Below are 20,550 nucleotides of genomic sequence, written 5' to 3'. Positions count from 1 at the left end.
AGGCTGCAACTGGTGGGGTCCACCGTGCGTCCAATTCGGACTCGGGGTCATCACCTCCGATTCGCGCAGGTGATGCAGATCCTCGTGGCAGGCAAGGCGAGCAGCCGGTCCTCCGCGATCGGACCGCCGCAGCGTTCACAGACTTCGTAGACACCGGCTTCCACGCGTTCCGCGGACTTGTTCAGCGCCGCAAGGTCGTCCTGCGCCTGCCGCAGCAAGGCCTGGACCTGTGCCCGCTCGAAGGCGATGGTCGCGCCTTCGGGGTCGTGTTCGTCGTCGCCGCTGTCGAACTGGGAGGTCGCCACGATGTCGTCGCGTTGCCGCGCCAAGGCCGCGACCAGTCGCTCGGTCTCGGCGCGAGCCCCCTCGATCAACTCCGTCGCGACGCGCTTCTCCACGTTTCCGACGATACGCCCGGCGATTGGTGATCTCCGCCGCCGAGCAGCCGGTGGTGGCGCTGTATCCGGGGGAGCGGGCGAAGCTGGTGCCGTGGTTTCCGCACCTGCGGTCGCGCCTCGGGGCCCATCGTCATCCGACGACTGAAGCCCCGCTCCTCCGAGGAGGAACGGGGCTTCGTGATGGTGCGCGATACTGGGATTGAACCAGTGACCTCTTCCGTGTCAGGGAAGCGCTCTCCCGCTGAGCTAATCGCGCGAGGTGGAGACGGGATTCGAACCCGTGTACACGGCTTTGCAGGCCGTTGCCTCGCCTCTCGGCCACTCCACCGTGACAGGCCCGAGAGCCTTTCCGAGCGGATGACGGGATTCGAACCCGCGACCCTCACCTTGGCAAGGTGATGCGCTACCAGCTGCGCTACATCCGCACTTCCCGGCTGCGGTTCGGGAGCTCCGGGGCCGTGGCCCTGTCGCTCACCCCGTCGCCGTGGTGTGGGAAAACCATATCGGACCCCGGAAACGGCTCCGACACCGGGGTGTCACTGAGCCGTTGCAGGCCCGTCATCAGGCCAGATCGTGCGGGATCAGGTGCGTGAGCGCGTCGTCGACGTCGACCCACAGGTGCTCGTTGCCCGGGAGGACCACGTCGTACGTCCGGTCGAGGAAGTCGGCCAGCTCCTGGGCCGACGCCTCGAACATGGCGTGCCCGGACGGCGAGTTCAGCTCGATCAGCACGGACTCGGGGTCTTCGACCGAAGGGCGGATGCGGACGTCCCCGTCACCCGCGTCGGCCAGCAGGCCGTCCGCGAGGAGGTCACGCGCGTACACCCACTCGACCCAGCCGGCGCGGCCGGTGCGGAAGGCGGCGACGACCGCATACGGGTCGCGTGTGTCGTAGCGCAGCTCCACCTTGACCGGAACCGCGGGCGTCCGCGGCGCCAGCAGGTCGAAGACCGCCGTCGAGCGGAGCGTCACGTGATCGTTGCGCATCGTCCTACCCTTCGTCTCCCTTCCCGGCCCGGCCCGGCCGAGGGCGTCACCACTGGGACGCATCGGGAGGCCGATTCCGTCGCAGGTGCGCCGCACATCACCCGTACGGGCCCATCAGCCCCCGTTTGCGCCCGTGTTCACCCGCACGGCGCGCGATCGACCGGCGCGCCCCGTGTGGGCCCACTTCTCCATACTGCGCGGTTTAGCCGCCGGGCGATAGCACCGTCGCACGGATGTCGAACGTCGTGTCGGGCGGCCCCCGCCAGCCACAACCCCGGCTAGCTCGGGGTTGTTCGTTCCGTACTCACCGGTAAGCGGAGTGTGGTCGGCCGAGACCACCCGTTTGCAGGCGCCCGGAAGTCGTACGCTAGTGTTCTGGCCAACACCGCGAGCGGGCGATTAGCTCAGCGGGAGAGCGCTTCGTTCACACCGAAGAGGTCACTGGTTCGATCCCAGTATCGCCCACGCGAGAGCTGGTAGAGCCCTGTCCGCGAACTGCGCGGACAGGGCTCTCGCTTTTGTGTCTTGTGGGGGCCGAGCCCCCACGCCCCCGCCGGGGGCAAGCCCCCGGACCCCCGGGCCGTGGTCACCTTTGTGAGGTTGGCCACGAGTGTGGTCCTCGTTACCCCCTAAGCGGAGTGAACGATCCGTTCGACGCGTCCGTATCTGTCCACGAGAGGGGTTCCCGGGCGACCGCGCGAGCCCCGTTGAAATGCCTCTGAGGACTGTCGTCGCGGCGATCTTCCGTGGAACGAGTCGGGCGCGCGACGATCGTCGCGGACGAGTCGGCCGGGTCCACTGTGGACCCGTGGGCGCGTGCAGTGTCCACAGTAGAGCCGAGGGGCCCGTTCGGCCGTTCGGAAGAGCGCGGGTCCACCCGGGTGCGGGCATCGCCCTTCCGGCTACGTTCCGTAGTTTTTCCGGGGATACGCGCTATTACGCATCGTCATCATCTTGTTATCTTGCGGCCATTTTCTGGCGGGAAAGACGCGCGGCATGTGGCTGGAAATCCTTGTAACGATGCTGAGAGGGTCGCCGATACCTTGCCGTGTGAAGCCCTCCGCGGGCGCCGCGCGAGATCCAGTAGTGGTGACTGTACGAAATCACTTCCGGTGACGCAGCGTGCTTGCGGACCCAACCCGATCCCTGGTCCCGGGAGGTCAGATGGAAGAGTCGGTGCGGCCGTCGTACACGGTGAGCCAGCCACCGCCGCACATCGACCTCCAGGCCATTCCCCGCCCCGCCCAGCGGGACGAGCGGCAGGCCGAACCGGCCGCCACGCCGTCCCCCAAGGCACTGCCGGCGGCCTGGGAGGCGAGATACAGAGCCTGGGTCATCGGCAGCGACGTCTTCATCACGCTGCTGGTGATCGCGATCAGCGCGTTCGTCATCGATCGTGTTGCCCCGCACGACATGCACGCCTTCGGCACCATCCTCGCCGTCTTCGTCTCCCTGCCCGCCAGCCGGGCCTGGAGCCCGCGCGTGCTCGGCGAAGGCGCCGAGGAATACCGCACCCTGGGCCGCGGCTTCATCACCGCCGCGGTCCTGGTCGCGCTCGGCGGCCTGCTGTTCGGCGCGCTCGAGGTCCAGGTCTGGGTCTTCGTCGTCGTCCCGGCGATCGCGCTCGTCGCCTTCCCGCAGCGGTACCTGCTGCGCCAGGTGCTGCACCGCAAGCGCGCCAAGGGACTCTGCCTGCTGCCGGTGATGGCCGCGGGCAGCCCGGAAACCGTCGCCGACCTGATCGCGCGCACCAAGTCCGAGGTCCACGTCGGCTGGCGCGTCGAGGCGGCGTGCACGTTCACGGGCCACGGCGCCGACCGCGACAGCGGCGAAATCGACGGCGTCCCGGTCGTCGGGCGCCTCGACGAACTGTCCCGCTACGTGCGGCGCGGCGGCTACCGCGTCGTCGCGATCACCGCGGACCAGTACTGGACGCCGAAGCGCTTGCAGCGCCTGGCCTGGGACATGGAGGGCACCGGCGCGGAAATGGTCGTGGCGCCCGTCCTGATGGAGGTCGCCGGCCCTCGCCTCAACGTCACCGGCGTGCTCGGGATGCCCCTGCTGCGCGTCACGGCCCCGATGTTCACCGGCGGCCGCCGCGTGGTGAAGGAGATCGTGGACCGCGCCGGCTCGGCGTTCCTGCTGACGCTGCTTTCCCCGCTGCTGCTGGTGATCGCGCTGGCGATCAAGCTCAACGACCGCGGCCCGGTGATCTACCGCCAGCGCCGCGTCGGCCGCGACGGCGCGACGTTCACCATGCTGAAGTTCCGCACGATGGTCACCAACGCCGATGAAATCCGGAAGACCCTCGAGGCGGACAACGAAGGCGCGGGCCCGCTGTTCAAGATGAAGCGCGACCCGAGGATCACCCGCGTGGGTGGTTTCCTGCGCCGGTATTCGCTCGACGAGGTGCCCCAGCTGTTCAACGTGGTGGCGGGGAAGATGTCGCTCGTCGGCCCGCGGCCCCCGCTCCCGGAGGAAACGGCGCAGTACGCCCCCGACGCCCGCCGCCGCCTGCTGGTCAAGCCGGGCCTGACCGGGCTCTGGCAGGTCAGCGGCCGCAGCGACCTGACGTGGGCCGAGAGCATCCGGCTCGACCTGCGGTACGTGGAGGACTGGTCGCTGGCCCTCGACCTGGTGATCCTCTGGAAGACCTTCCGCGCGGTGATGGGCGGGCAGGGCGCCTACTGACCCGTTCCGGCCGCGCGTCGCGCACCACGGCCGCCGATCCCCGCCGAGGGGGGTCGGCGGCCGTGTTCGCGTGTCAGGGAGGGTGGCCGGTCGCCCTCCCCGACGCGGGCCGCACGGCCTGGCCGGCCGCCACCCCTCCCGGCGGGCGACCGCGAGCTGGGCCGGCCGGGTGTTCTTTCCTTCATCGCGGCCGGTTCCCCCACTCATCAGGCCGCCGGAGCGCCGCTGTTCGCCGCGCGGGCCCTGCACCTGTCGCGCGACCGGGGATGCGCCGTTCGCCGCGGTGGCTCGGCACCCGGCGGACCCGGTCGGCTGACCGCCCGTAGCGGCCCGTAACCGCCGCCTCACGCTTGTGATCCACTTCACCGGTCCGGCATGGTTGAACGCGAAATAGTTCAACGCTCAACCTGGTTGCACGGGGTACCCGACCAACGGAAGGAACCCAGCCCCATGACCACCTTTGCCGAGCAGACCGAGGCCCTCGAGCTTCCCGCGGACGTCCAGAACCTCCTCTTCCGCGAGGCTCGCACGGCCAACAGTTTCAGCTCCGAGCCGGTGACCGAGGAGCAGGTCCGCGCGATCTACGACCTCGTCAAGTGGGCCCCGACGTCGATGAACACCCAGCCGCTGCGGGCGCTGGTGCTCCGGACCGCCGAGGCGAAGGCCCGCCTGCTCCCGCACATGGCCCCGGGCAACCGGGACAAGACCGAAGCCGCGCCGCTGACCGTCGTGCTCGCCGCGGACGTCGACTTCCACGAGAACATCCCGCAGGTCTTCCCGCACGCCCCGCAGGTGAAGGACAACTTCTCCGACGAGCAGGGCCGCGTCGAGTTCGCCAAGCTGAACTCGCTGCTGCAGGTCGGCTACTTCATCATCGGCGTCCGCGCCGCCGGGCTGGCCGCCGGCCCGATGACCGGCTTCGACGCCCAGGGCGTCGACGACGAGTTCTTCGCCGACAAGAAGTGGCGCTCGCTGGTCGTCGTCAACGTCGGCAAGCCGGGTGAGAACCCCTGGTTCGACCGCCTGCCGCGGCTCGACTTCGACCAGGTCGTCGAGACCCTCTGACCCCGCTTCGACGGGCCGTCTCCGGAACCGGGGGCGGCCCGTCCGGCGTTCCCGGACGCGCGTGAGGCGCGCGCGGGCCGCCGACTAGCATCGACGACGTCATCTTTGTCACTCCAGCTTGAGGAGCCGATCGTGTCCCAGTCGCCCCCCGTTTCCCCCGTGGCCGCCTCCCGCGTGGTGGTACCGGCGGGCACTACGGCGGGCGCGGCGGTCCGCGAAGCCGGCCTGCCGACCAAGGGCGAGGACACGATCGTCGTCGTGCGCGACGCCGACGGGAAGCTGCGCGACCTCGCCTGGGTTCCCGAGGCCGACGCCGAGGTCGAGCCGGTCGCCGCGAACACCGAGGACGGGCGCAGCGTCATCCGGCATTCGGCGGCGCACGTGCTCGCCCAGGCCGTGCAGCAGCAGTTCCCCGACGCCAAGCTCGGCATCGGCCCGCCGGTGAAGGACGGTTTCTACTACGACTTCGCCGTCGAGAAGCCGTTCACCCCGGAAGACCTGCAGGCGCTCGAAAAGCGCATGAAGCAGATCGTCAAGGGCGCCCAGCAGTTCTCGCGGCGCGTTTTCGACTCCGCGGACGAGGCGAAGAAGGAACTGGCGGACGAGCCGTTCAAGCTCGAGCTGGTCGACCTCAAGTCCGAAGTGGACACCGACGAGGTCATGGAGGTGGGCGAGGGCGAGCTGACCATCTACGACAACCTCGACCCGCGCACCAAGGAACGTGTCTGGAGTGACCTCTGCCGTGGTCCGCACGTGCCGACCACGAAGTTCATCCCCGCGTTCACGCTGACCCGCGTCGCCGCCGCGTACTGGCGGGGGAGCGAGAAGAACCCGCAGCTGCAGCGGATCTACGGCACCGCGTGGGAATCCGCCGAGGCGCAGGACGCCTACCTCGAGCGCATCGCCGAGGCCGAGCGCCGCGACCACCGCAAGCTTGGCGCCGAGCTCGACCTGTTCTCCTTCCCCGAGGAGATCGGCTCGGGTCTGCCGGTGTTCCACCCGAAGGGCGGCATCATCCGCCGCGAGCTGGAGAACTACTCGCGCCGCCGCCACGAGGAGGCCGGCTACGAGTTCGTGAACACCCCGCACATCAGCAAGGGCGAGCTGTTCCACACCTCCGGCCACCTGCCGTACTACGCGGACACGATGTTCCCGCCGGTGCAGTTCGACGAGGAGAACTACTACCTCAAGGCCATGAACTGCCCGATGCACAACCTGATCTTCCGCTCGCGCGGGCGGTCCTACCGCGAGCTGCCGCTGCGGCTGTTCGAGTTCGGCACCGTCTACCGCTACGAGAAGTCGGGCGTGGTGCACGGCCTCACCCGCGTGCGCGGGCTGACGATGGACGACTCCCACATCTACTGCACCAAGGAGCAGATGCCGGGCGAGCTCAAGTCGCTGCTCAAGTTCGTCCTCGACCTGCTCGCCGACTACGGCCTCTCCGACTTCTACCTCGAGCTGTCCACCCGCGGGGACTCCGACAAGTTCATCGGCGAGGACTGGGAGTGGGAGGAGGCCACCGAGACGCTGCGGCAGGCCGCCGTCGACTCCGGGCTCGAGCTGGTCCCGGACCCGGGCGGCGCGGCCTTCTACGGCCCGAAGATCTCGGTGCAGGCGAAGGACGCCATCGGCCGCACCTGGCAGATGTCGACCATCCAGCTGGACTTCAACCAGAACAAGCGGTTCGAGCTCGAGTACACCGCGCCGGACGGCTCACGCCAGACCCCGGTGATGATCCACCGTGCGCTCTTCGGCTCGATCGAGCGCTTCTTCGGCGTGCTGACCGAGCACTACGCGGGCGCGTTCCCGGCGTGGCTGTCGCCGGTGCAGGTGGTCGGCATCCCGATCACCGCCGACCAGGTGGAGTACCTGCAGGACGTCGAGAAGGCGTTGCGCGCCAAGGGCATCCGCGCCGAGGTCGACGCGAGCGACGACCGGATGCAGAAGAAGATCCGGACGCACACCACGCAGAAGGTGCCGTTCATGCTGCTGGCCGGCGCGAAGGACGTCGAGGCGGGCGCGGTGTCCTTCCGCTTCCGCGACGGCGGCCAGATCAACGGCGTGCCGGTGGCGAAGGCGGTCGAGGCGATCGCGGAGTGGGTCGAGCGCCGCGAGAACGCGTCGCCGTCGGCCGACGCGCTGGAGACGGTCGTTCGGTGAGTGAGGGTCCCGAGCTCGTCGAGCAGCAGGGCATCGGGGTCCAGGACGCGTTCCAGCGCCTCTGGACCCCGCACCGGATGGCCTACATCAAGGGCCAGGACAAGCCGGAGAACGACGAGGACACCGGTTGCCCGTTCTGCCGCATCCCGTCCCTGGACGACAAGACCGGGCTGATCGTCGCGCGCGGCGAGCAGGTCTTCGCGGTGCTGAACCTGTACCCGTACAACCCGGGCCACCTGATGGTGGTGCCGTACCGGCACGTCGCGGACTACCCGGACCTGACGGTCGAGGAGACGCGCGAGGTCGCGGAGTTCACCCAGCACGCGATGCGGGTGATCCGCGCGGTTTCCGGCGCGCACGGGTTCAACATCGGATTGAACCAGGGCCACATCGCGGGTGCGGGCATCGCGGCGCACCTGCACCAGCACCTGGTGCCGCGCTGGGGCGGGGACGCCAATTTCATGCCGATCATCGGGCAGACGAAGGTGCTCCCGCAATTGCTGGGCGAGACGCGGGACATGCTGGCCGACGCCTGGTGAGAACCGATTCGGCGGAGCCGGAAAACCCTTATTGAGTGTTCAACCGAGGGTATGATGGGGGTATGTCCGAAACCCGATGGCTCAGCGACGACGAGCAGCGCGTCTGGCGTGAGTTCAACGCGGCCACCCGCATGCTCAGCGCGCACCTCGAGGGCCAGCTGCAGCACGACTCGGGCATGCCGCACACCTATTACGAAGTCCTCGTCGCGCTCTCCGAAGCCGAAGGCCGCCGGCTGCGGATGAGCGAGCTAGCCGACGCCCGCCAGGCGTCGCGAAGCCGGCTCTCGCACGCTGTCGCGCGGTTGGAAGCCAACGGCTGGGTGCGGCGCGAGGCCTGCCCGACCGACAAACGCGGCGCCTGGGCCGTGCTCACGCAGGAAGGCTTCGCCGCCCTCGAAGCGGCCGCGCCCGGGCACGTCGAGGCGGTCCGCGAGAGCCTCTTCGACCCGCTGACGCCCGAGCAGGTCACCGCGCTCGGGGAGATCAGCGCCGCGATCCGGCAGCGCCTCTCGCCGAAGTGCGCCGCCGCGCAGGCCGCCGAAGAGGCGCGCGAGTACCGCGGCGACGTCGTCGCGCTGCCGAAATCGGGCTGAGCCGGGGCGGCGCGTCGGGTTCACCGGGGTGGGTCGATAGGCTGCATTCGCCCACCCGACCCTCGTAGCCAGGTGCCTCAGACGAACCGATGCTCAATATCTTCGCGCGTGCCTCCGTTTCCCGCGTCACCGACCCGATCGGCCAGGCGCTGGTCCGCGCCGGGCTGACCCCGAACGCGATGACCGTGCTCGGCACCGCCGGCGCCGTCGCCTGCGCCCTGGCCTTCTTCCCGAACGGCTACCTGCTCTGGGGCACCTTCACGGTGTGGGGCTTCGCCATGCTCGACCTCCTCGACGGCGCGATGGCCCGCGCCCGCGGCTACGGCACCCCGTTCGGCGCGGTGCTGGACGCGACCTGCGACCGGCTGGTCGACGGCGCGCTGTTCGCCGCCATCGCCTGGTGGTGCTTCGTCGTCGACGACAACCACCCGGCCGCCGCCGCGGCGCTGCTGTGCCTGGTGCTCGCCCAGGTCATCTCCTACGTCAAGGCCCGCGCCGACGCCTCCGGCCTGCCGGTGGACGGCGGGCTCGTCGAACGCGCCGAGCGGCTGATCATCGCCCTGGTCGGCACCGGCCTGCACGGCTTCGGCATCCCGTACACCGTGGACGTGACGCTCTGGCTGCTCGCCGTGCTCTCGGTCGTCACGCTGCTGCAGCGCTTCCTCGCCGTGGCGAAAGCGGCTCGCGAGGCCGCCGCCGGGGAGCAGCCGGCATGACCAGGCTGTCCGAGCGGCTGAGCGCGTTCGGCTACGCGGCCGGCTGGAAGCTGGCCGGCTGGCTGCCGCCCGGCTTCGGCGGGACGGTCTTCTCCCTCGGCGCGGACCTCGCCGTGAAGCGGGACGGCGGAGGCGTGCGGCAGCTGCGCGCCAACCTCGCCCGCGTCGTGCCGCAGGCGGACGAGGTCGAGATGGACGAGCTGACCCGCCGCGCGATGCGCTCGTACGCCCGGTACTGGCACGAGACGTTCCGCCTGCCCTCGATGGACCAGAAGGAGGTCAGCGAGAAGGTCGCGGCCTCGATCACCGGCGTGGAGAACCTCGACGCCGCGCTCGCCGAGGGCAACGGCGCGGTGATGGCGCTGCCGCACAGCGGGAACTGGGACATCGCCGGCGTGTGGCTCGCCGACTACCTCGGCGGCTTCACGACGGTCGCCGAGCGGCTGAAGCCCGAGTCGCTCTACCGCCGGTTCGTCGAGTACCGCGAGTCGCTCGGCTTCGAGATCGTGCCGCTGACCGGCGACAGCTCGGCGATGCGCGTGCTGCTGAAGCGGCTGCGCGAGAACAAGGCCGTCTGCCTGGTGGGCGACCGCGACCTGACCACCAGCGGCATCCCGGTGAAGTTCTTCGGCGAAAAAGCCCGCTTCCCCGGCGGCCCGGCGCGGCTGGCCGCCACGACCGGTGCCGCGCTGATCCCGGCCGGCTGCTGGTTCACCGAGGACGGCTGGCAGATCCGGCTGCACCCGCGCATCCGCGTCACCGCGCGCGCCGAGGTCGCGGCGGCCACCCAGGCGCTGGCCGACATCTTCGCCGGCGACATCGCCGCGCACCCGGCCGACTGGCACATGCTGCAGAAGTTCTGGCCCGCCGACCTCGAGGCCGGCGAGCGGGTCAGCCTCGAAGAAGCGAGCTGAGGCGTGGCCGCGCGCCCGATGCGGATCGGGATCGTCTGCCCCTACTCGTTCGACGTGCCCGGCGGGGTCCAGGGGCACGTGATCGACCTGACGAAGGCGCTGCTGGCCCGCGGGCACCGGGTGTCCGTGCTGGCGCCCGCCGACGAAGACGCCGAGCTCCCGGAGTTCGTGCACCCGGCCGGGAAGGCGCTCGGCATCCCGTACAACGGCTCGGTCGCGCGGCTGCAGTTCGGCCCGGTGTCCTACGCGCGCGTGCGCCGCTGGATCCGTGACGGCGACTTCGACGTCCTGCACCTGCACGAGCCCGCCGCGCCGAGCCTCTCGCTGCTGGCGCTGCTGATCGCCGACGGCCCGATCGTGGCGACGTTCCACACCGCGACCACGCGCTCGCGCACGCTGTCGGCGTTCCAGCCCGTGCTGCGGCCGCTGCTGGAGAAGATCACGGCGCGGATCGCGGTCTCCGCGCTGGCCCGCCGGGTCCAGGTGGAGCACGCGGGCGGTGACGCCGTGGAGATCCCCAACGGCGTCGACGTCGAGTTCTTCTCCTCGGCGACGCCGTTGCCGGGCTACCCGCGGGCCGGTGGCACGGTCGGGTTCGTCGGCCGGTTCGGCGAGCCGCGCAAGGGCATGGGCGTCCTGCTGGAGGCGCTGCGGCGGATCCTGCCGGAGTACGAGGACCTGCGCCTGGTCGTGGTCGGCCGCGGCGACTCCGAGCAGCTGCGCCGCGACGCCGGCCCCGAGCTGGCACCGCACCTGGAGCTGCTCGGGCAGGCCGACGACGTCGTCAAGGCCCAGGCGCTGCGCAGCGTCGACGTCTACTGCGCGCCCAACACCGGCGGCGAGAGCTTCGGGATGATCCTCACCGAAGCCATGGCGGCCGGGACCCCCGTGCTGGCCAGCGACCTCGACTCGTTCCGGCGCGTGCTCGACGACGGCCACGCCGGGATGCTCGTCGAAACCGGTGATCCCGCGGCGCTGGCGGACGGGCTGCGCGAGCTGCTCGGCGACCCGGCGCGCCGGGCGTCGCTCGCCGCGGCGGCGGGAGAGCGCGTCACGATGTTCGACTGGTCGGTGGTGGCGACGCAGGTGCTGCGGGTCTACGAGACGGCCGTGGCCGCCGACCCCCGGCGCGTCGCGGCGCCGGAGCGGGAGCCGGCCCGGTGAGCGTGCTCGGCTGGCTGCTTCCCCTGCTGGCGCTGGTCGTCGTGCTGGGCGGGCTCTTCCTGGTGGCGACGGCGAACCGGCTCGACCGGCTGCACGTCCGGATGGACGCGGGCTGGGCCGCCCTCGACGCGGCGCTGGCCCGGCGCGCGGTGGTGGCGCGCGCGGTCGCGGTGGTGCTGGGCGACGCCGACCTGCGGGCCTCGGCCGAACGCGCGGAAGCGGCGCCGCGTGCGGACCGCGAAGCCGAAGAAGGCGACCTGACGCTGCAGCTGGGCCGCGTCGACCGGACGGGCCTGCCCGCCGAGCTGGCCGAGGAGCTGACCGACGCCGAGCACCGGGTCGTGATCGCCCGCCGCGTCCACAACGACGCCGTCCGCGACACGCTGCGCCTGCGGCGGCGGCGGAAGGTGCGGTACTTCCGGCTGGCGGGGACGGCGCCGCTGCCGGAGTACTTCGAGTTCGCCGAACCGGAGGTCTGACATGTGGTGGGTGGTCGTCGAAGAACAGCGCGGCGGCGGGGACGCCCGCGCCTGGAACGTCACGAAGACGAAGCCGGCGGGCGGCGACCGCGCCCACGCCGACGAGGTGGCCCGGCGGCTCGCGTTCGAGCACGAGCCGGTGCACCCGTCGGGGGTCAAGGAGCGCAAGGTGCTGCGGGTCGGCGACGGCTACCTGGTGATCGCGACGGGGCGCACCCAGACGTTCCACTTCCGCGTGACGCTCGGCGAGACCGTGACGGCACCCGCATGAGCTGGTGGGTGGTCGTCGAGGAGCAGCGCGGCGCGGGTGACGGCCGGAACTGGTCGCTGTCCGAGACGTTCTCCTACGACGACCGGGCGACCGCCGAAGCCGAGGCGGACCGGCTCGCGCGGGAGTACGAGCCGGCCTACCCGTGGTCGCCGAAGTCGCGGACGGTCCTGCGCGGGCCCGGCGGATACCTGGTGATCGTCGTGGGCCGGACGTCGACGTTCCACTTCCGGCTGAGCGTGCTCGAAGAGCTCTGAAACCGCCGCGGGGCCCGTCGCGTCGGATCGGCATGAGTACGTGGTGGGTGGTCATCGAGGAGCAGGGCGGCATGGGCGACGGCCGGGGCTGGGGCGTCGCCGACGCGGCGGGGTACCCGGACCGCGACACCGCGTTCGGCGAGGCGTACCTGCTTGCCAAGCAGCACCGGCCGCCGCGGCCGGCGTCGCCGCAGAGCCGGGTCGTGCTGCGCGTCAGCGACGGGTACCTGGTGCTCGTGAAGGGCAAGACCGACGTGTGGCAGTTCCGCGTGACGGTGGGCGAACAGGGCGGCGGCTGACACACTGGGCGGCATGAGCGAGACCTGCGACGTCGCCCACGGCAAGGCCGAGGCGGACGCCGGCGTGCGGACCCTGGTGGCGGTGTTCGCGTCGCCGGTTTCGCGGTACCTGCTGAAGTTCGCCCGCGACCTCGGCTACCACGTGGCGCTGTTCGAGCCGGACGCCGCGCGCGCCACCGACGTGCCCGACGGGATCGAGGCGGACACCACGCTGCCGCCGCTGGACGGCTCGGCGGACGTCGTGGTGACCGACCACCACCGGCCGGAGCTCGGCGAGGTGCTGAAAGCGGCGCTCGGCGGGAACCCGCGCTGGATCGGCGTGCTGGGCAACCCGCGCCACCCGGGGCCGCACGTGGCCGCGTTGCGCGGGCTGGGCGTGACCGAGGACGACATCGCCCGCGTGCACCGGCCGGTCGGGCTGAACATCGGCTCGCGCACGCCACCGGAGATCGCCATCGCCACCCTGGCCGGCCTGCTGGCCGACCGCAACGACCGCCCCGGCGGCTTCGACTTCTGACCCCCGGTCGTGAGTGAGAAACAGGGTGGGAAGACTGTTTCTCACTCACGACCGGGTCAGTGCACCGCCATTCCTTCCGGCATCGGCTCGAAGCGGGCGTGGCGGCGGGTGAACGTCGCCGTGCCCGACGTCATCGAGCGCAGGTCGATCAGGTAGCGCACCAGTTCCGTCGCCGGGACCTCCGCCCGGATCACCGTCCGGCCGCCGTCGCCGGCCTCCGTGCCCAGCACCCGGCCCCGGCGCGAGGACAGGTCGCCCAGCACCGTGCCGAGGTGCTCGTCCGGCAGCCGGATCGCCACTTCTTCGAGGGGCTCCAGCATCGTGATGTGCCCGTTCGCCGCCGCCTCGCGCAACGCCAAGGCACCCGCCGTCTGGAACGCCGCGTCGGAGGAGTCGACGCTGTGGGCCTTCCCGTCGACCAGCGTGACCTTGACGTCGACCACCGGATGCCCGTCGGCCAGCCCGCGCGCCAGCTGGGCCCGCACGCCCTTCTCCACGCTCGGGATGAACTGGTGGGGCACCGAGCCGCCGACGACCTTGTCGACGAACTGGAACCCGCCGCCGCGGGGCAGCGGTTCGACCTCGATGTCGCAGACGGCGAACTGGCCGTGCCCGCCGGACTGCTTCACGTGCCGCCCGTGTCCCTTGGCCGGTTTGGTGAACGTCGAGCGCAGGCTGATCTTCACCGGTTCGGTCTCGACGTCCGCGCCACCCGCGCGCAGCCGCGAGAGGACGACGTCGGCGTGCGCCTCGCCCATGCACCACAGCACCAGCTGGCCGGTCTCGGCGTTGCGGTCCAGCCGCAGCGTCGGGTCGCCGGCGACCAGGCGGGAGAGGTTGCGGGCGAGGGTGTCCTCGTCGCTGCGGGTCTTCGCGACCACCGCCACCGGCAGCAACGGCTCCGGCATCGCCCACGGCTCCATCAGCAGCGGCTCGTCGGGGGAGGAGACGGTGTCGCCGGTCTCGGCCGAGCCGACCTTCGTCAGCGCGCAGAGGTCACCCGCGACGCAGTAGGGCACTTCCCGCAGGTTCGCGCCGAGCGGGGAGTAGAGGTGCGCGACGCGCTCGTCGGCGTCGTGGTCCTCGTGCCCGCGTTCGGCGAGGCCGTGCCCGGACACGTGCACCGGCCGCTCCGGCCGCAGCGTCCCCGAGAACACCCGGACGAGCGACACCCGGCCGACGTAGGAGTCGACGGCCGTCCGGACGACCTCCGCGGCGAGGGGGCCCGCGGGGTCGGCGGTGATGGCGGCGTGCTCCCCGCCGTCCGGCGTGGTGACGTCGGGTGGCTTGTGCTCCAGCGGCGAGGGGAACGCGCGGACGATCCCGTCGAGCACCTCGGCCAGGCCGATCCCGCTGGTCGCGCACACCGGGATCACCGGGTGGAACGACCCGCGCGCGACGGCGGTTTCGAGGTCGGCGATGAGGGTTTCCTCGGCGATCTCCTCGCCGGCGAGGTAGCGGTCCATCAGGGACTCGTCCTCGCTCTCGGCGATGATCCCTTCGATCAGCTCGTTGCGGGCCTCGGCCATCCGTTCCAGGTCGGCCGGGTCCGGCTCGCCGAGCTTCGGCGGGTGCCCGCCGGAGTAGTCGAAGTACCGCTGGGTGATCAGCCCGACCAGGCCGTCGCCCGCGGGCAGGTACAGCGGCAGCACGCCGTCGCCGAACGCGGCCTGGCACGCGGCGATCTCGGCCATCGCGTCGGCCCGGTGGTGGTCGAGCCGGGAGACGACGACCGCGCGCGGCATCCCGACCGCCGCGCACTCTTCCCACACCGCGACCGTGGCCGCGTCGACGCCCTCGGCGGCGCAGACGACGAACAGCGCCGCGTCGGCCGCCCGCAGCCCGGCCCGCAGCTCTCCGACGAAATCGGCGTACCCGGGTGTGTCGATCAGGTTGATCTTGTGGCCCTGGTGCAGCACCGGCGCCACCGAGAGGCCGACCGACCGCTGCTGGCGCACCGCCGCGGGGTCGTGGTCGCACACCGTCGTCCCGTCGACCACCGAGCCCGCGCGCGGGACGGTGCCGGACGCCGCGAGCAGCGCCTCGGTGAGGGTCGTCTTCCCCGAGCCGGACGGGCCGACGAGCACGACGTTGCGGACCTTGGCGGGGTCGTCCACAGCGACGGCGGCCCCGGTGTCGGCGTTCTTGGCTTGTTTGTCTGCCATGACGACTCCTCGGCGAACGGCTGGTGTACGGGATGTGTCCTCGATCACACACCCGCTACCCTGGTCACGGCAAGGCAGGGCCCCCGGGACCAGCCGAATGCCCGGGGGGACACGGGGCAGGGGGAGTGACGTGGACAGGCGGGCTTTCTTGCGTATTTCCGGAGCGGTGCCGGTGGCGGGCCTGGCGGGGTGGCCGCCGCCGGACGACTGGGAGCGGCTTCGGAAGCGGCTCTCGGGGCCGCTCTTCCGGCCGGGCGACCCGGGCTACCCGGAGGCCAAGCAGGGCTTCTTCACCATGTACGACAACCGCATGCCGGCCGCCGTCGTCGGCGCCGCGCGCGTCGAGGACGTGCAGGCGGCCGTCGGCTTCGCCGCCCGGCACGGCTTGCCGGTGGTGGCCCGCGGCGGCGGGCACAGCTACCCCGGCTATTCCACAGTGGACGGCGGGATCGTCGTGGACCTGAGCCGGTTTTCCGGGATCGAGGCGCGCCCGGACGGCCGGGCGGCGATCGGCGCCGGTGCCCGGCTCGGCCCGATCGCGACGACGCTCGCCGCGGCTGGCCGGGTCCTGCCGGCGGGCAGCTGCGGCACGGTCGGCATCGCCGGGCTCGCCCTCGGCGGCGGGGTCGGCGTGCTCGACCGCAAGTACGGGCTGACGTGCGACCACCTGGAGGCGGCGCGGGTCGTCACGGCCGACGGCCGCGTGCGGACGGCGTCGGCGACGGCGGAGCCGGACCTGTTCTGGGCGCTGCGCGGTGGCGGTGGCGGCAACTTCGGGATCGTCACCGGCTTCACCTTCCGGACGGTGCCGGCCGCCGACGTCGCCACCTTCGCCCTCGAGTTCCCGCCCGCCGCCGGGGCCGCCCTGCTGGCCGCCTGGCAGGAGTGGCAGCCGGCGGCGCCGGACGAGCTGTGGTCGGGGATGGGGCTGGCGTGGAACGAGGCCACGCTCGGCGGCACCTTCCTCGGGCCGCGGGCGCGGATGCACGCGCTGCTCGAAGACCTCGTCCGCCGGGTCGGCACCGCGCCGGCCGGGTGGAACGAGGGCGTCCAGGACCACCTGAGCGCGATGCGCGCGTTCGACGACCAGGAGTCCCGGCCGTCGGCCGCCGCGGACCGGGGGACCTACGTCGGCACGTCGCGGATGCTGACCCGGCCGCTCGCCGACCCGGGCGCGGTCGTCGGCGTGCTGACGCGCGACACGGGGGTCCGCACGATCGTCGACTCGGCGGGCGGCGCCATCGCGCGCGTCGGCCCCCGGGAGACGGCGTTCCCGTACCGGTCGGCGCTCGCCAGCCTGCAGTTCCTGCACGGTGCGGAACCGGAGAACGGCGGCGAGGAGGGCGCCCGGCGTTCGCTCGCGGCCGTGCGCGACGGGCTCGGGCCGGAGTTCGGCCGCACGGGCTACGCCAACTACCTCGACCCGGAGATGCCGGACTGGGCGGAGGCCTACTACGGGGTGAACCTGCCGCGTCTGCGAGCTGTCGCCCGGAAGTATGACCCGCGAGGAATTTTCGCTTTCCCGCAAGGACTTTCGGTGCCCCGCTCGACTGTCCAAATCGGAGAGACGTAAGCTCCGCGGCACTCGGCAGAGAGGCAGCGCGTGCTCGACCTGGCATTCTCCACAGAGGACCTGGCGCACACCCGGTTCGCGTTCTCCCCGGCGTGGGAGGTCGTCGCGAGCGTGCGCGTCCTGAACCAGCCGGGGGAGCACGCACTGCACCTGCCGTGGGTCAAGCGCGCCACCGCCGCGCTCGACGAGGCCGGGCTGGACATCGGGCTGCTGCGCGACCTCGTCCCGCTGCGGCACCTGCCCGGTTTCCTGGCCGCCACGCCGTCGACGCCGCTGCCCGACCTCGCCGACGAGCTCGCGGACCTGCGTGACGTCCCGCCCCGCGTCGTCCGGCGCGAGCTGGACGCGATGGCCGGGCCCCGCACGCCCGCGCTGAACCGCTTCCACCGCGAGCCCGAGGCGGGGCTCGACCGGCTCGCGACGCTGATGGAGCGGTACTGGGACCTCGTGCTCGCCCCCGACTGGCCGCGCATCCGCGCGCTGCTCGAGGCCGACGTGCTGCACCGGTCGCGGATGCTGGCGCAGGGCGGGGCCGCGGAGCTGTTCAACGACCTGACGCCGCTGGTCCGCTGGCAGGGCGGCACGCTCACCGTCGCCCACCGCCACCTGCACGCGGCCGTGCCGCTCGACGGGCGCGGTCTGGTGCTCGTGCCCTCGGCGTTCGTCTGGCCGCGGGTGTTCTCGAAGACCGACCCGCGGTGGCAGCCGGTGCTGCGCTACCCGCCGCGCGGGATCGCCACGCTCTGGGAAACCGGCACCGCCACCGCGCCCGGTGCGCTGGCCGCCGTCGTCGGCCGCGGCCGGGCCATGCTGCTGACCGAGCTGACCGCGCCGGCGTCCACCGCCGAGCTCGCCCGCCGGACCGGCCTCAGCGCCGGGGCGGTGTCGCAGCACCTCGGCGTCCTGAAGGCGGCCGGCCTGGTCAGCGGGCACCGTGCCGGACGTCACGTGCTCTACGCGCGGACGCGGGCCGCGGAAGTCCTGGTCGCGGGCGTGCCGGAAAGTGGACTCCCGAGATAGCCGCGTACTGGCCTGCTTGAAGGGTCCACCCCGGACCTACCCTCGGAGACGTACCCCCCGATTTCGTGTCGAAAGGCCCCGTCGTGTCCGAGCAGCAGACCACTCCCGCCAGTGGCACCGTCCAGTCCGTCACCGGCACCGCCAAGGTGAAGCGCGGCATGGCCGAGATGCTCAAGGGCGGCGTGATCATGGACGTGGTCACCGCCGAGCAGGCCAAGATCGCCGAAGACGCCGGCGCGGTCGCGGTCATGGCGCTGGAGCGCGTGCCCGCCGACATCCGCGCCCAGGGCGGCGTCGCGCGGATGAGCGACCCCGACCTGATCGACGGCATCATCGAGGCCGTCTCGATCCCGGTGATGGCCAAGGCCCGCATCGGCCACTTCGTCGAGGCGCAGGTGCTGCAGTCCCTCGGCGTCGACTACATCGACGAGTCCGAGGTGCTCACCCCGGCCGACTACGCCAACCACATCGACAAGTGGGCCTTCACGGTGCCCTTCGTCTGCGGCGCGACCAACCTGGGCGAGGCCCTGCGCCGGATCACCGAGGGCGCGGCGATGATCCGCTCCAAGGGCGAGGCCGGCACCGGCGACGTCTCCAACGCCACCACGCACATGCGCAAGATCCGCCAGGAGATCCGGCGGCTGCAGTCGCTGCCCGAGGACGAGCTGTTCGTCGCGGCGAAGGAGCTGCAGGCGCCGTACGAGCTGGTTCGCGAGGTCGCCGAGGCGGGCAAGCTGCCGGTGGTGCTGTTCACCGCGGGCGGGATCGCCACCCCGGCGGACGCGGCGATGATGATGCAGCTCGGCGCCGAGGGCGTGTTCGTCGGCTCCGGCATCTTCAAGTCCGGCAACCCGGCCCAGCGCGCCGAGGCGATCGTCAAGGCGACGACGTTCTACGACGACCCCGACGTGCTGGCCAAGGTTTCGCGCGGCCTGGGCGAGGCCATGGTCGGCATCAACGTCGAGGAGCTCCCGGAGCCGCACCGCCTCGCCGAGCGCGGCTGGTGACGGTTCAGACGTACTCGGAGATCTCGACGCCGTAAGTGCCCGGCTCGAGGGCTTCGAAGATGTGCGGGACGTCGCCCGGGTAGGAGATGTAGTCGCCGGGGTTCAGCTCTTCCGGTGCCTCCAGCACACCCACCCGGGCGCGTCCCGCGCACAGCACGATGTGCTCCATCACGCCGGTCATGTGCGGGTCGGACCGCCGCGGCGTCCCGGGTTCCGCCCGGATGAGGTACATGTCCCGCCGCGCGGACGGGGGACAGGCCGACAGCAGCGTGCACGCGTAGTCGGCGTGTTCGGCGAACACCGTCGGCCCCTTGCCCGCCCGGATGACGCGCACCTTCGGGCGCTCGGGCTCGACCAGGCGCGAGAACGGGACGTCGAGGGCGACGCCGAGCGCCCAGAGCGTCTCGACGCTGGGGTTGCCGGTGCCGGACTCGAGCTGGGACAGCGTCGACTTGGCCAGCCCGGCTCGGCGTGCCACCTCGGTCAGGGACAAGCCCGCTCGGGTCCGTTCGCGGCGCAGGGATGCCGCGATGATCTCCAGTGGTGCGCCCGTCGTTTCCTGCGACATTGCTGTTCGCTCCATCGGTCGTTCTGTTCGCCTTGACGAACACGGGGCCTTGTGTTCACCATAGAACACATGCGTTCGATATGGCGAACACTCGATCGGGGCCTCGCCCGCGACATCGGCCTGGTCTGCTTGGCCGATTGTCTCGTGGGGGTGTCCTACGGGGCCATCGCGGTGAGCTCGGGCTTCCCGCTGTGGCTGCCGATGCTGATGTCGCTGCTGGTCTTCGCCGGCGCGTCGCAGTTCATGTTCATCGGGATCGTGGCCGCGGGCGGCAACCCGTTCGCCGCCGTTCTCGCGGGCCTGCTGGCCAACGCGCGGCACCTGCCGTTCGGTTTCGCGCTCGGCGACGTGCTGGGCGAGCGGTGGGCGGCCCGGCTGGCGGGCAGCCACCTGATGATCGACGAGTCGGTGGCGTTCGCGCTGGCCCAGCGCGAGGCGGGCCACCGCCGCGCGGCGTACTGGGCGTGCGGGATCGGCCTGTTCGCGTGCTGGAACCTCGGCGTGGTCGCGGGCGCGTTCGCGGGAACGGCGATCAGCGACACGGACGTGTTCGGCCTCGACGCGGCGTTCCCGGCGGTGCTGCTGGCCCTGGTGCTGCCCTCGCTGCGCGACCGGGCGGCGCGGCTGCCGGTGCTGATCGGGGTGGTGGTCGCGCTGGCCGCGACGCCGTTCCTGCCGGCCGGGCTGCCGGTGCTGCTCGCGCTGGCGGGTGTCTTGGTGGGTGCGCTGGCGAAGGAGCCGCAGGTGCAGGAGGTGCGCTGATGGACGGGGTCGAGCTGCTGGTCGGCACGGCGGTGCTGGCGCTGGGGACGTTCGCCTTCCGGTTCGCCGGGCCGGTGCTGCGCAGCCGGGTCAAGCTGTCGCCGCGAGCGGAACGGCTGATGGCGCTCGCCGCGGTGGTGCTGCTGGCGGCGCTGGTCGCGGTGAGCGCGCTGACGGAGGGACACGGGTTCGCGGGCTTCGCCCGGCCGGCGGGGGTGCTGGTGGCGGGGGTGCTGGCGTGGCGGAAGGCACCCTTCGCGCTGGTGGTGGTCGCGGCGGCGGCGACGGCGGCACTGCTTCGGCTGGCCGGGGTCCCCTGACCGGAGGCCGGCCTGGCTCGGCGGGCGGGTCGCTCGGGGGTCGCGTGGGGAGCGGGGGCGGACGACGTGACCGGGGCTGACCTGCCGC

Annotated in this window: 22 protein-coding genes and 4 tRNA genes; 19 read left to right on the top strand and 7 right to left on the bottom strand. The window is 71.9% G+C overall.

Going from position 1 to position 20,550, the window contains the following annotated elements; genetic code table 11:
• Window positions 1-50: 50 nt before the first annotated feature.
• The 5 genes from ACWEVP_RS00310 to ACWEVP_RS00290 form a co-directional block, all read right to left on the bottom strand.
• Entirely contained in the window at window positions 51-398 is a 348-nt protein-coding gene (locus ACWEVP_RS00310) for a TraR/DksA family transcriptional regulator (protein ID WP_452060441.1), read from the bottom strand.
• 181 nt (window positions 399-579) lie between these two features.
• A tRNA-Val gene (locus ACWEVP_RS00305) sits at window positions 580-654 on the bottom strand.
• A 1-nt stretch (window position 655) separates the two neighbouring features.
• A tRNA-Cys gene (locus ACWEVP_RS00300) sits at window positions 656-726 on the bottom strand.
• Window positions 727-750: 24 nt separating this feature from the next.
• A tRNA-Gly gene (locus ACWEVP_RS00295) sits at window positions 751-823 on the bottom strand.
• Window positions 824-959: 136 nt separating this feature from the next.
• Window positions 960-1,385 carry an SsgA family sporulation/cell division regulator gene (locus ACWEVP_RS00290; protein ID WP_033293569.1) on the bottom strand — a complete coding sequence of 142 codons (426 nt, stop codon included), beginning with the start codon at window positions 1,383-1,385 and terminating at the stop codon, window positions 960-962.
• 393 nt (window positions 1,386-1,778) lie between these two features.
• Here ACWEVP_RS00290 and ACWEVP_RS00285 point away from each other — a divergent pair.
• The 14 genes from ACWEVP_RS00285 to ACWEVP_RS00220 all read left to right on the top strand — a co-directional run bounded on the left by ACWEVP_RS00285 (window position 1,779) and on the right by ACWEVP_RS00220 (window position 13,047).
• Window positions 1,779-1,850: transfer RNA gene (locus tag ACWEVP_RS00285), tRNA-Val, on the top strand.
• 699 nt (window positions 1,851-2,549) lie between these two features.
• Window positions 2,550-4,076 (top strand): sugar transferase, encoded by a 1,527-nt coding sequence (locus ACWEVP_RS00280; RefSeq protein ID WP_452060440.1) that lies wholly within the window; start codon window positions 2,550-2,552, stop codon window positions 4,074-4,076.
• Window positions 4,077-4,526: 450 nt separating this feature from the next.
• Window positions 4,527-5,141, top strand: a complete 615-nt coding sequence (locus ACWEVP_RS00275; RefSeq protein WP_452060439.1) for a malonic semialdehyde reductase — start codon at window positions 4,527-4,529, stop codon at window positions 5,139-5,141.
• 132 nt (window positions 5,142-5,273) lie between these two features.
• A complete protein-coding gene (gene thrS, locus ACWEVP_RS00270; protein WP_452060438.1) occupies window positions 5,274-7,301 on the top strand; it encodes a threonine--tRNA ligase in 2,028 nt (675 codons plus the stop codon).
• Window positions 7,298-7,840: an HIT family protein gene (locus tag ACWEVP_RS00265; protein ID WP_452060437.1), complete on the top strand. Its 543-nt coding sequence runs from the start codon at window positions 7,298-7,300 to the stop codon at window positions 7,838-7,840. The genes thrS and ACWEVP_RS00265 overlap by 4 nt, the downstream gene beginning before the upstream one ends.
• A 62-nt stretch (window positions 7,841-7,902) precedes the next feature.
• On the top strand, window positions 7,903-8,433 hold the full coding sequence (locus tag ACWEVP_RS00260; RefSeq protein ID WP_452060436.1) for a MarR family winged helix-turn-helix transcriptional regulator: 531 nt from the start codon (window positions 7,903-7,905) through the stop codon (window positions 8,431-8,433).
• Window positions 8,434-8,522: 89 nt separating this feature from the next.
• Window positions 8,523-9,149, top strand: coding sequence for a phosphatidylinositol phosphate synthase (pgsA, locus tag ACWEVP_RS00255; RefSeq protein WP_452060435.1), 627 nt, complete (start codon window positions 8,523-8,525; stop codon window positions 9,147-9,149).
• On the top strand, window positions 9,146-10,063 hold the full coding sequence (locus ACWEVP_RS00250) for a phosphatidylinositol mannoside acyltransferase (RefSeq protein WP_452060434.1): 918 nt from the start codon (window positions 9,146-9,148) through the stop codon (window positions 10,061-10,063). Before pgsA ends, ACWEVP_RS00250 begins: the two co-directional genes overlap by 4 nt.
• 18 nt (window positions 10,064-10,081) lie before the next feature.
• Window positions 10,082-11,227, top strand: a complete 1,146-nt coding sequence (locus ACWEVP_RS00245; RefSeq protein ID WP_452061300.1) for a glycosyltransferase family 4 protein — start codon at window positions 10,082-10,084, stop codon at window positions 11,225-11,227.
• Window positions 11,224-11,706 carry an NUDIX hydrolase gene (locus ACWEVP_RS00240; protein ID WP_452060433.1) on the top strand — a complete coding sequence of 161 codons (483 nt, stop codon included), beginning with the start codon at window positions 11,224-11,226 and terminating at the stop codon, window positions 11,704-11,706. The genes ACWEVP_RS00245 and ACWEVP_RS00240 overlap by 4 nt, the downstream gene beginning before the upstream one ends.
• A 1-nt stretch (window position 11,707) precedes the next feature.
• The gene (locus tag ACWEVP_RS00235) at window positions 11,708-11,977 is read left to right on the top strand and encodes a hypothetical protein (protein ID WP_452060432.1); all 270 of its coding nucleotides are present in this window, start codon (window positions 11,708-11,710) and stop codon (window positions 11,975-11,977) included.
• Window positions 11,974-12,231: a hypothetical protein gene (locus ACWEVP_RS00230; protein WP_452060431.1), complete on the top strand. Its 258-nt coding sequence runs from the start codon at window positions 11,974-11,976 to the stop codon at window positions 12,229-12,231. Before ACWEVP_RS00235 ends, ACWEVP_RS00230 begins: the two co-directional genes overlap by 4 nt.
• 32 nt (window positions 12,232-12,263) lie before the next feature.
• Window positions 12,264-12,530, top strand: a complete 267-nt coding sequence (locus ACWEVP_RS00225) for a hypothetical protein (RefSeq protein ID WP_452060430.1) — start codon at window positions 12,264-12,266, stop codon at window positions 12,528-12,530.
• Window positions 12,531-12,543: 13 nt separating this feature from the next.
• Window positions 12,544-13,047, top strand: a complete 504-nt coding sequence (locus tag ACWEVP_RS00220; protein ID WP_452060429.1) for an XdhC family protein — start codon at window positions 12,544-12,546, stop codon at window positions 13,045-13,047.
• Between the two features lie 56 nt (window positions 13,048-13,103).
• Here the strand turns inward: ACWEVP_RS00220 and ACWEVP_RS00215 are convergent, their stop codons facing one another.
• Window positions 13,104-15,212 (bottom strand): elongation factor G-like protein EF-G2, encoded by a 2,109-nt coding sequence (locus ACWEVP_RS00215; RefSeq protein WP_452060428.1) that lies wholly within the window; start codon window positions 15,210-15,212, stop codon window positions 13,104-13,106.
• A gap of 130 nt (window positions 15,213-15,342) precedes the next feature.
• Between ACWEVP_RS00215 and ACWEVP_RS00210 the strand changes: the two genes are divergently transcribed.
• The 3 genes from ACWEVP_RS00210 to pdxS all read left to right on the top strand — a co-directional run bounded on the left by ACWEVP_RS00210 (window position 15,343) and on the right by pdxS (window position 18,812).
• On the top strand, window positions 15,343-16,785 hold the full coding sequence (locus ACWEVP_RS00210; protein ID WP_452060427.1) for an FAD-binding oxidoreductase: 1,443 nt from the start codon (window positions 15,343-15,345) through the stop codon (window positions 16,783-16,785).
• Between the two features lie 30 nt (window positions 16,786-16,815).
• Entirely contained in the window at window positions 16,816-17,805 is a 990-nt protein-coding gene (locus ACWEVP_RS00205) for a DUF5937 family protein (protein WP_452060426.1), read from the top strand.
• Between the two features lie 83 nt (window positions 17,806-17,888).
• Entirely contained in the window at window positions 17,889-18,812 is a 924-nt protein-coding gene (pdxS, locus tag ACWEVP_RS00200; RefSeq protein ID WP_452061299.1) for a pyridoxal 5'-phosphate synthase lyase subunit PdxS, read from the top strand.
• 4 nt (window positions 18,813-18,816) lie between these two features.
• Here pdxS and ACWEVP_RS00195 read toward each other — a convergent pair whose 3' ends face one another.
• Window positions 18,817-19,380, bottom strand: coding sequence for a helix-turn-helix domain-containing protein (locus ACWEVP_RS00195; protein ID WP_086675259.1), 564 nt, complete (start codon window positions 19,378-19,380; stop codon window positions 18,817-18,819).
• A 69-nt stretch (window positions 19,381-19,449) separates the two neighbouring features.
• Here ACWEVP_RS00195 and ACWEVP_RS00190 point away from each other — a divergent pair, with 69 nt between their 5' ends.
• Window positions 19,450-20,142, top strand: a complete 693-nt coding sequence (locus ACWEVP_RS00190) for an AzlC family ABC transporter permease (protein ID WP_452060425.1) — start codon at window positions 19,450-19,452, stop codon at window positions 20,140-20,142.
• The gene (locus tag ACWEVP_RS00185) at window positions 20,142-20,462 is read left to right on the top strand and encodes an AzlD domain-containing protein (protein ID WP_452060424.1); all 321 of its coding nucleotides are present in this window, start codon (window positions 20,142-20,144) and stop codon (window positions 20,460-20,462) included. Before ACWEVP_RS00190 ends, ACWEVP_RS00185 begins: the two co-directional genes overlap by 1 nt.
• Window positions 20,463-20,550 lie beyond the last annotated feature (88 nt).

It is taken from the genome of Amycolatopsis sp. NPDC003865 (assembly GCF_053605345.1).
Note: the sequence above shows the minus strand (reverse complement) of the source record. Positions and strands in the feature narration are given on the sequence as shown.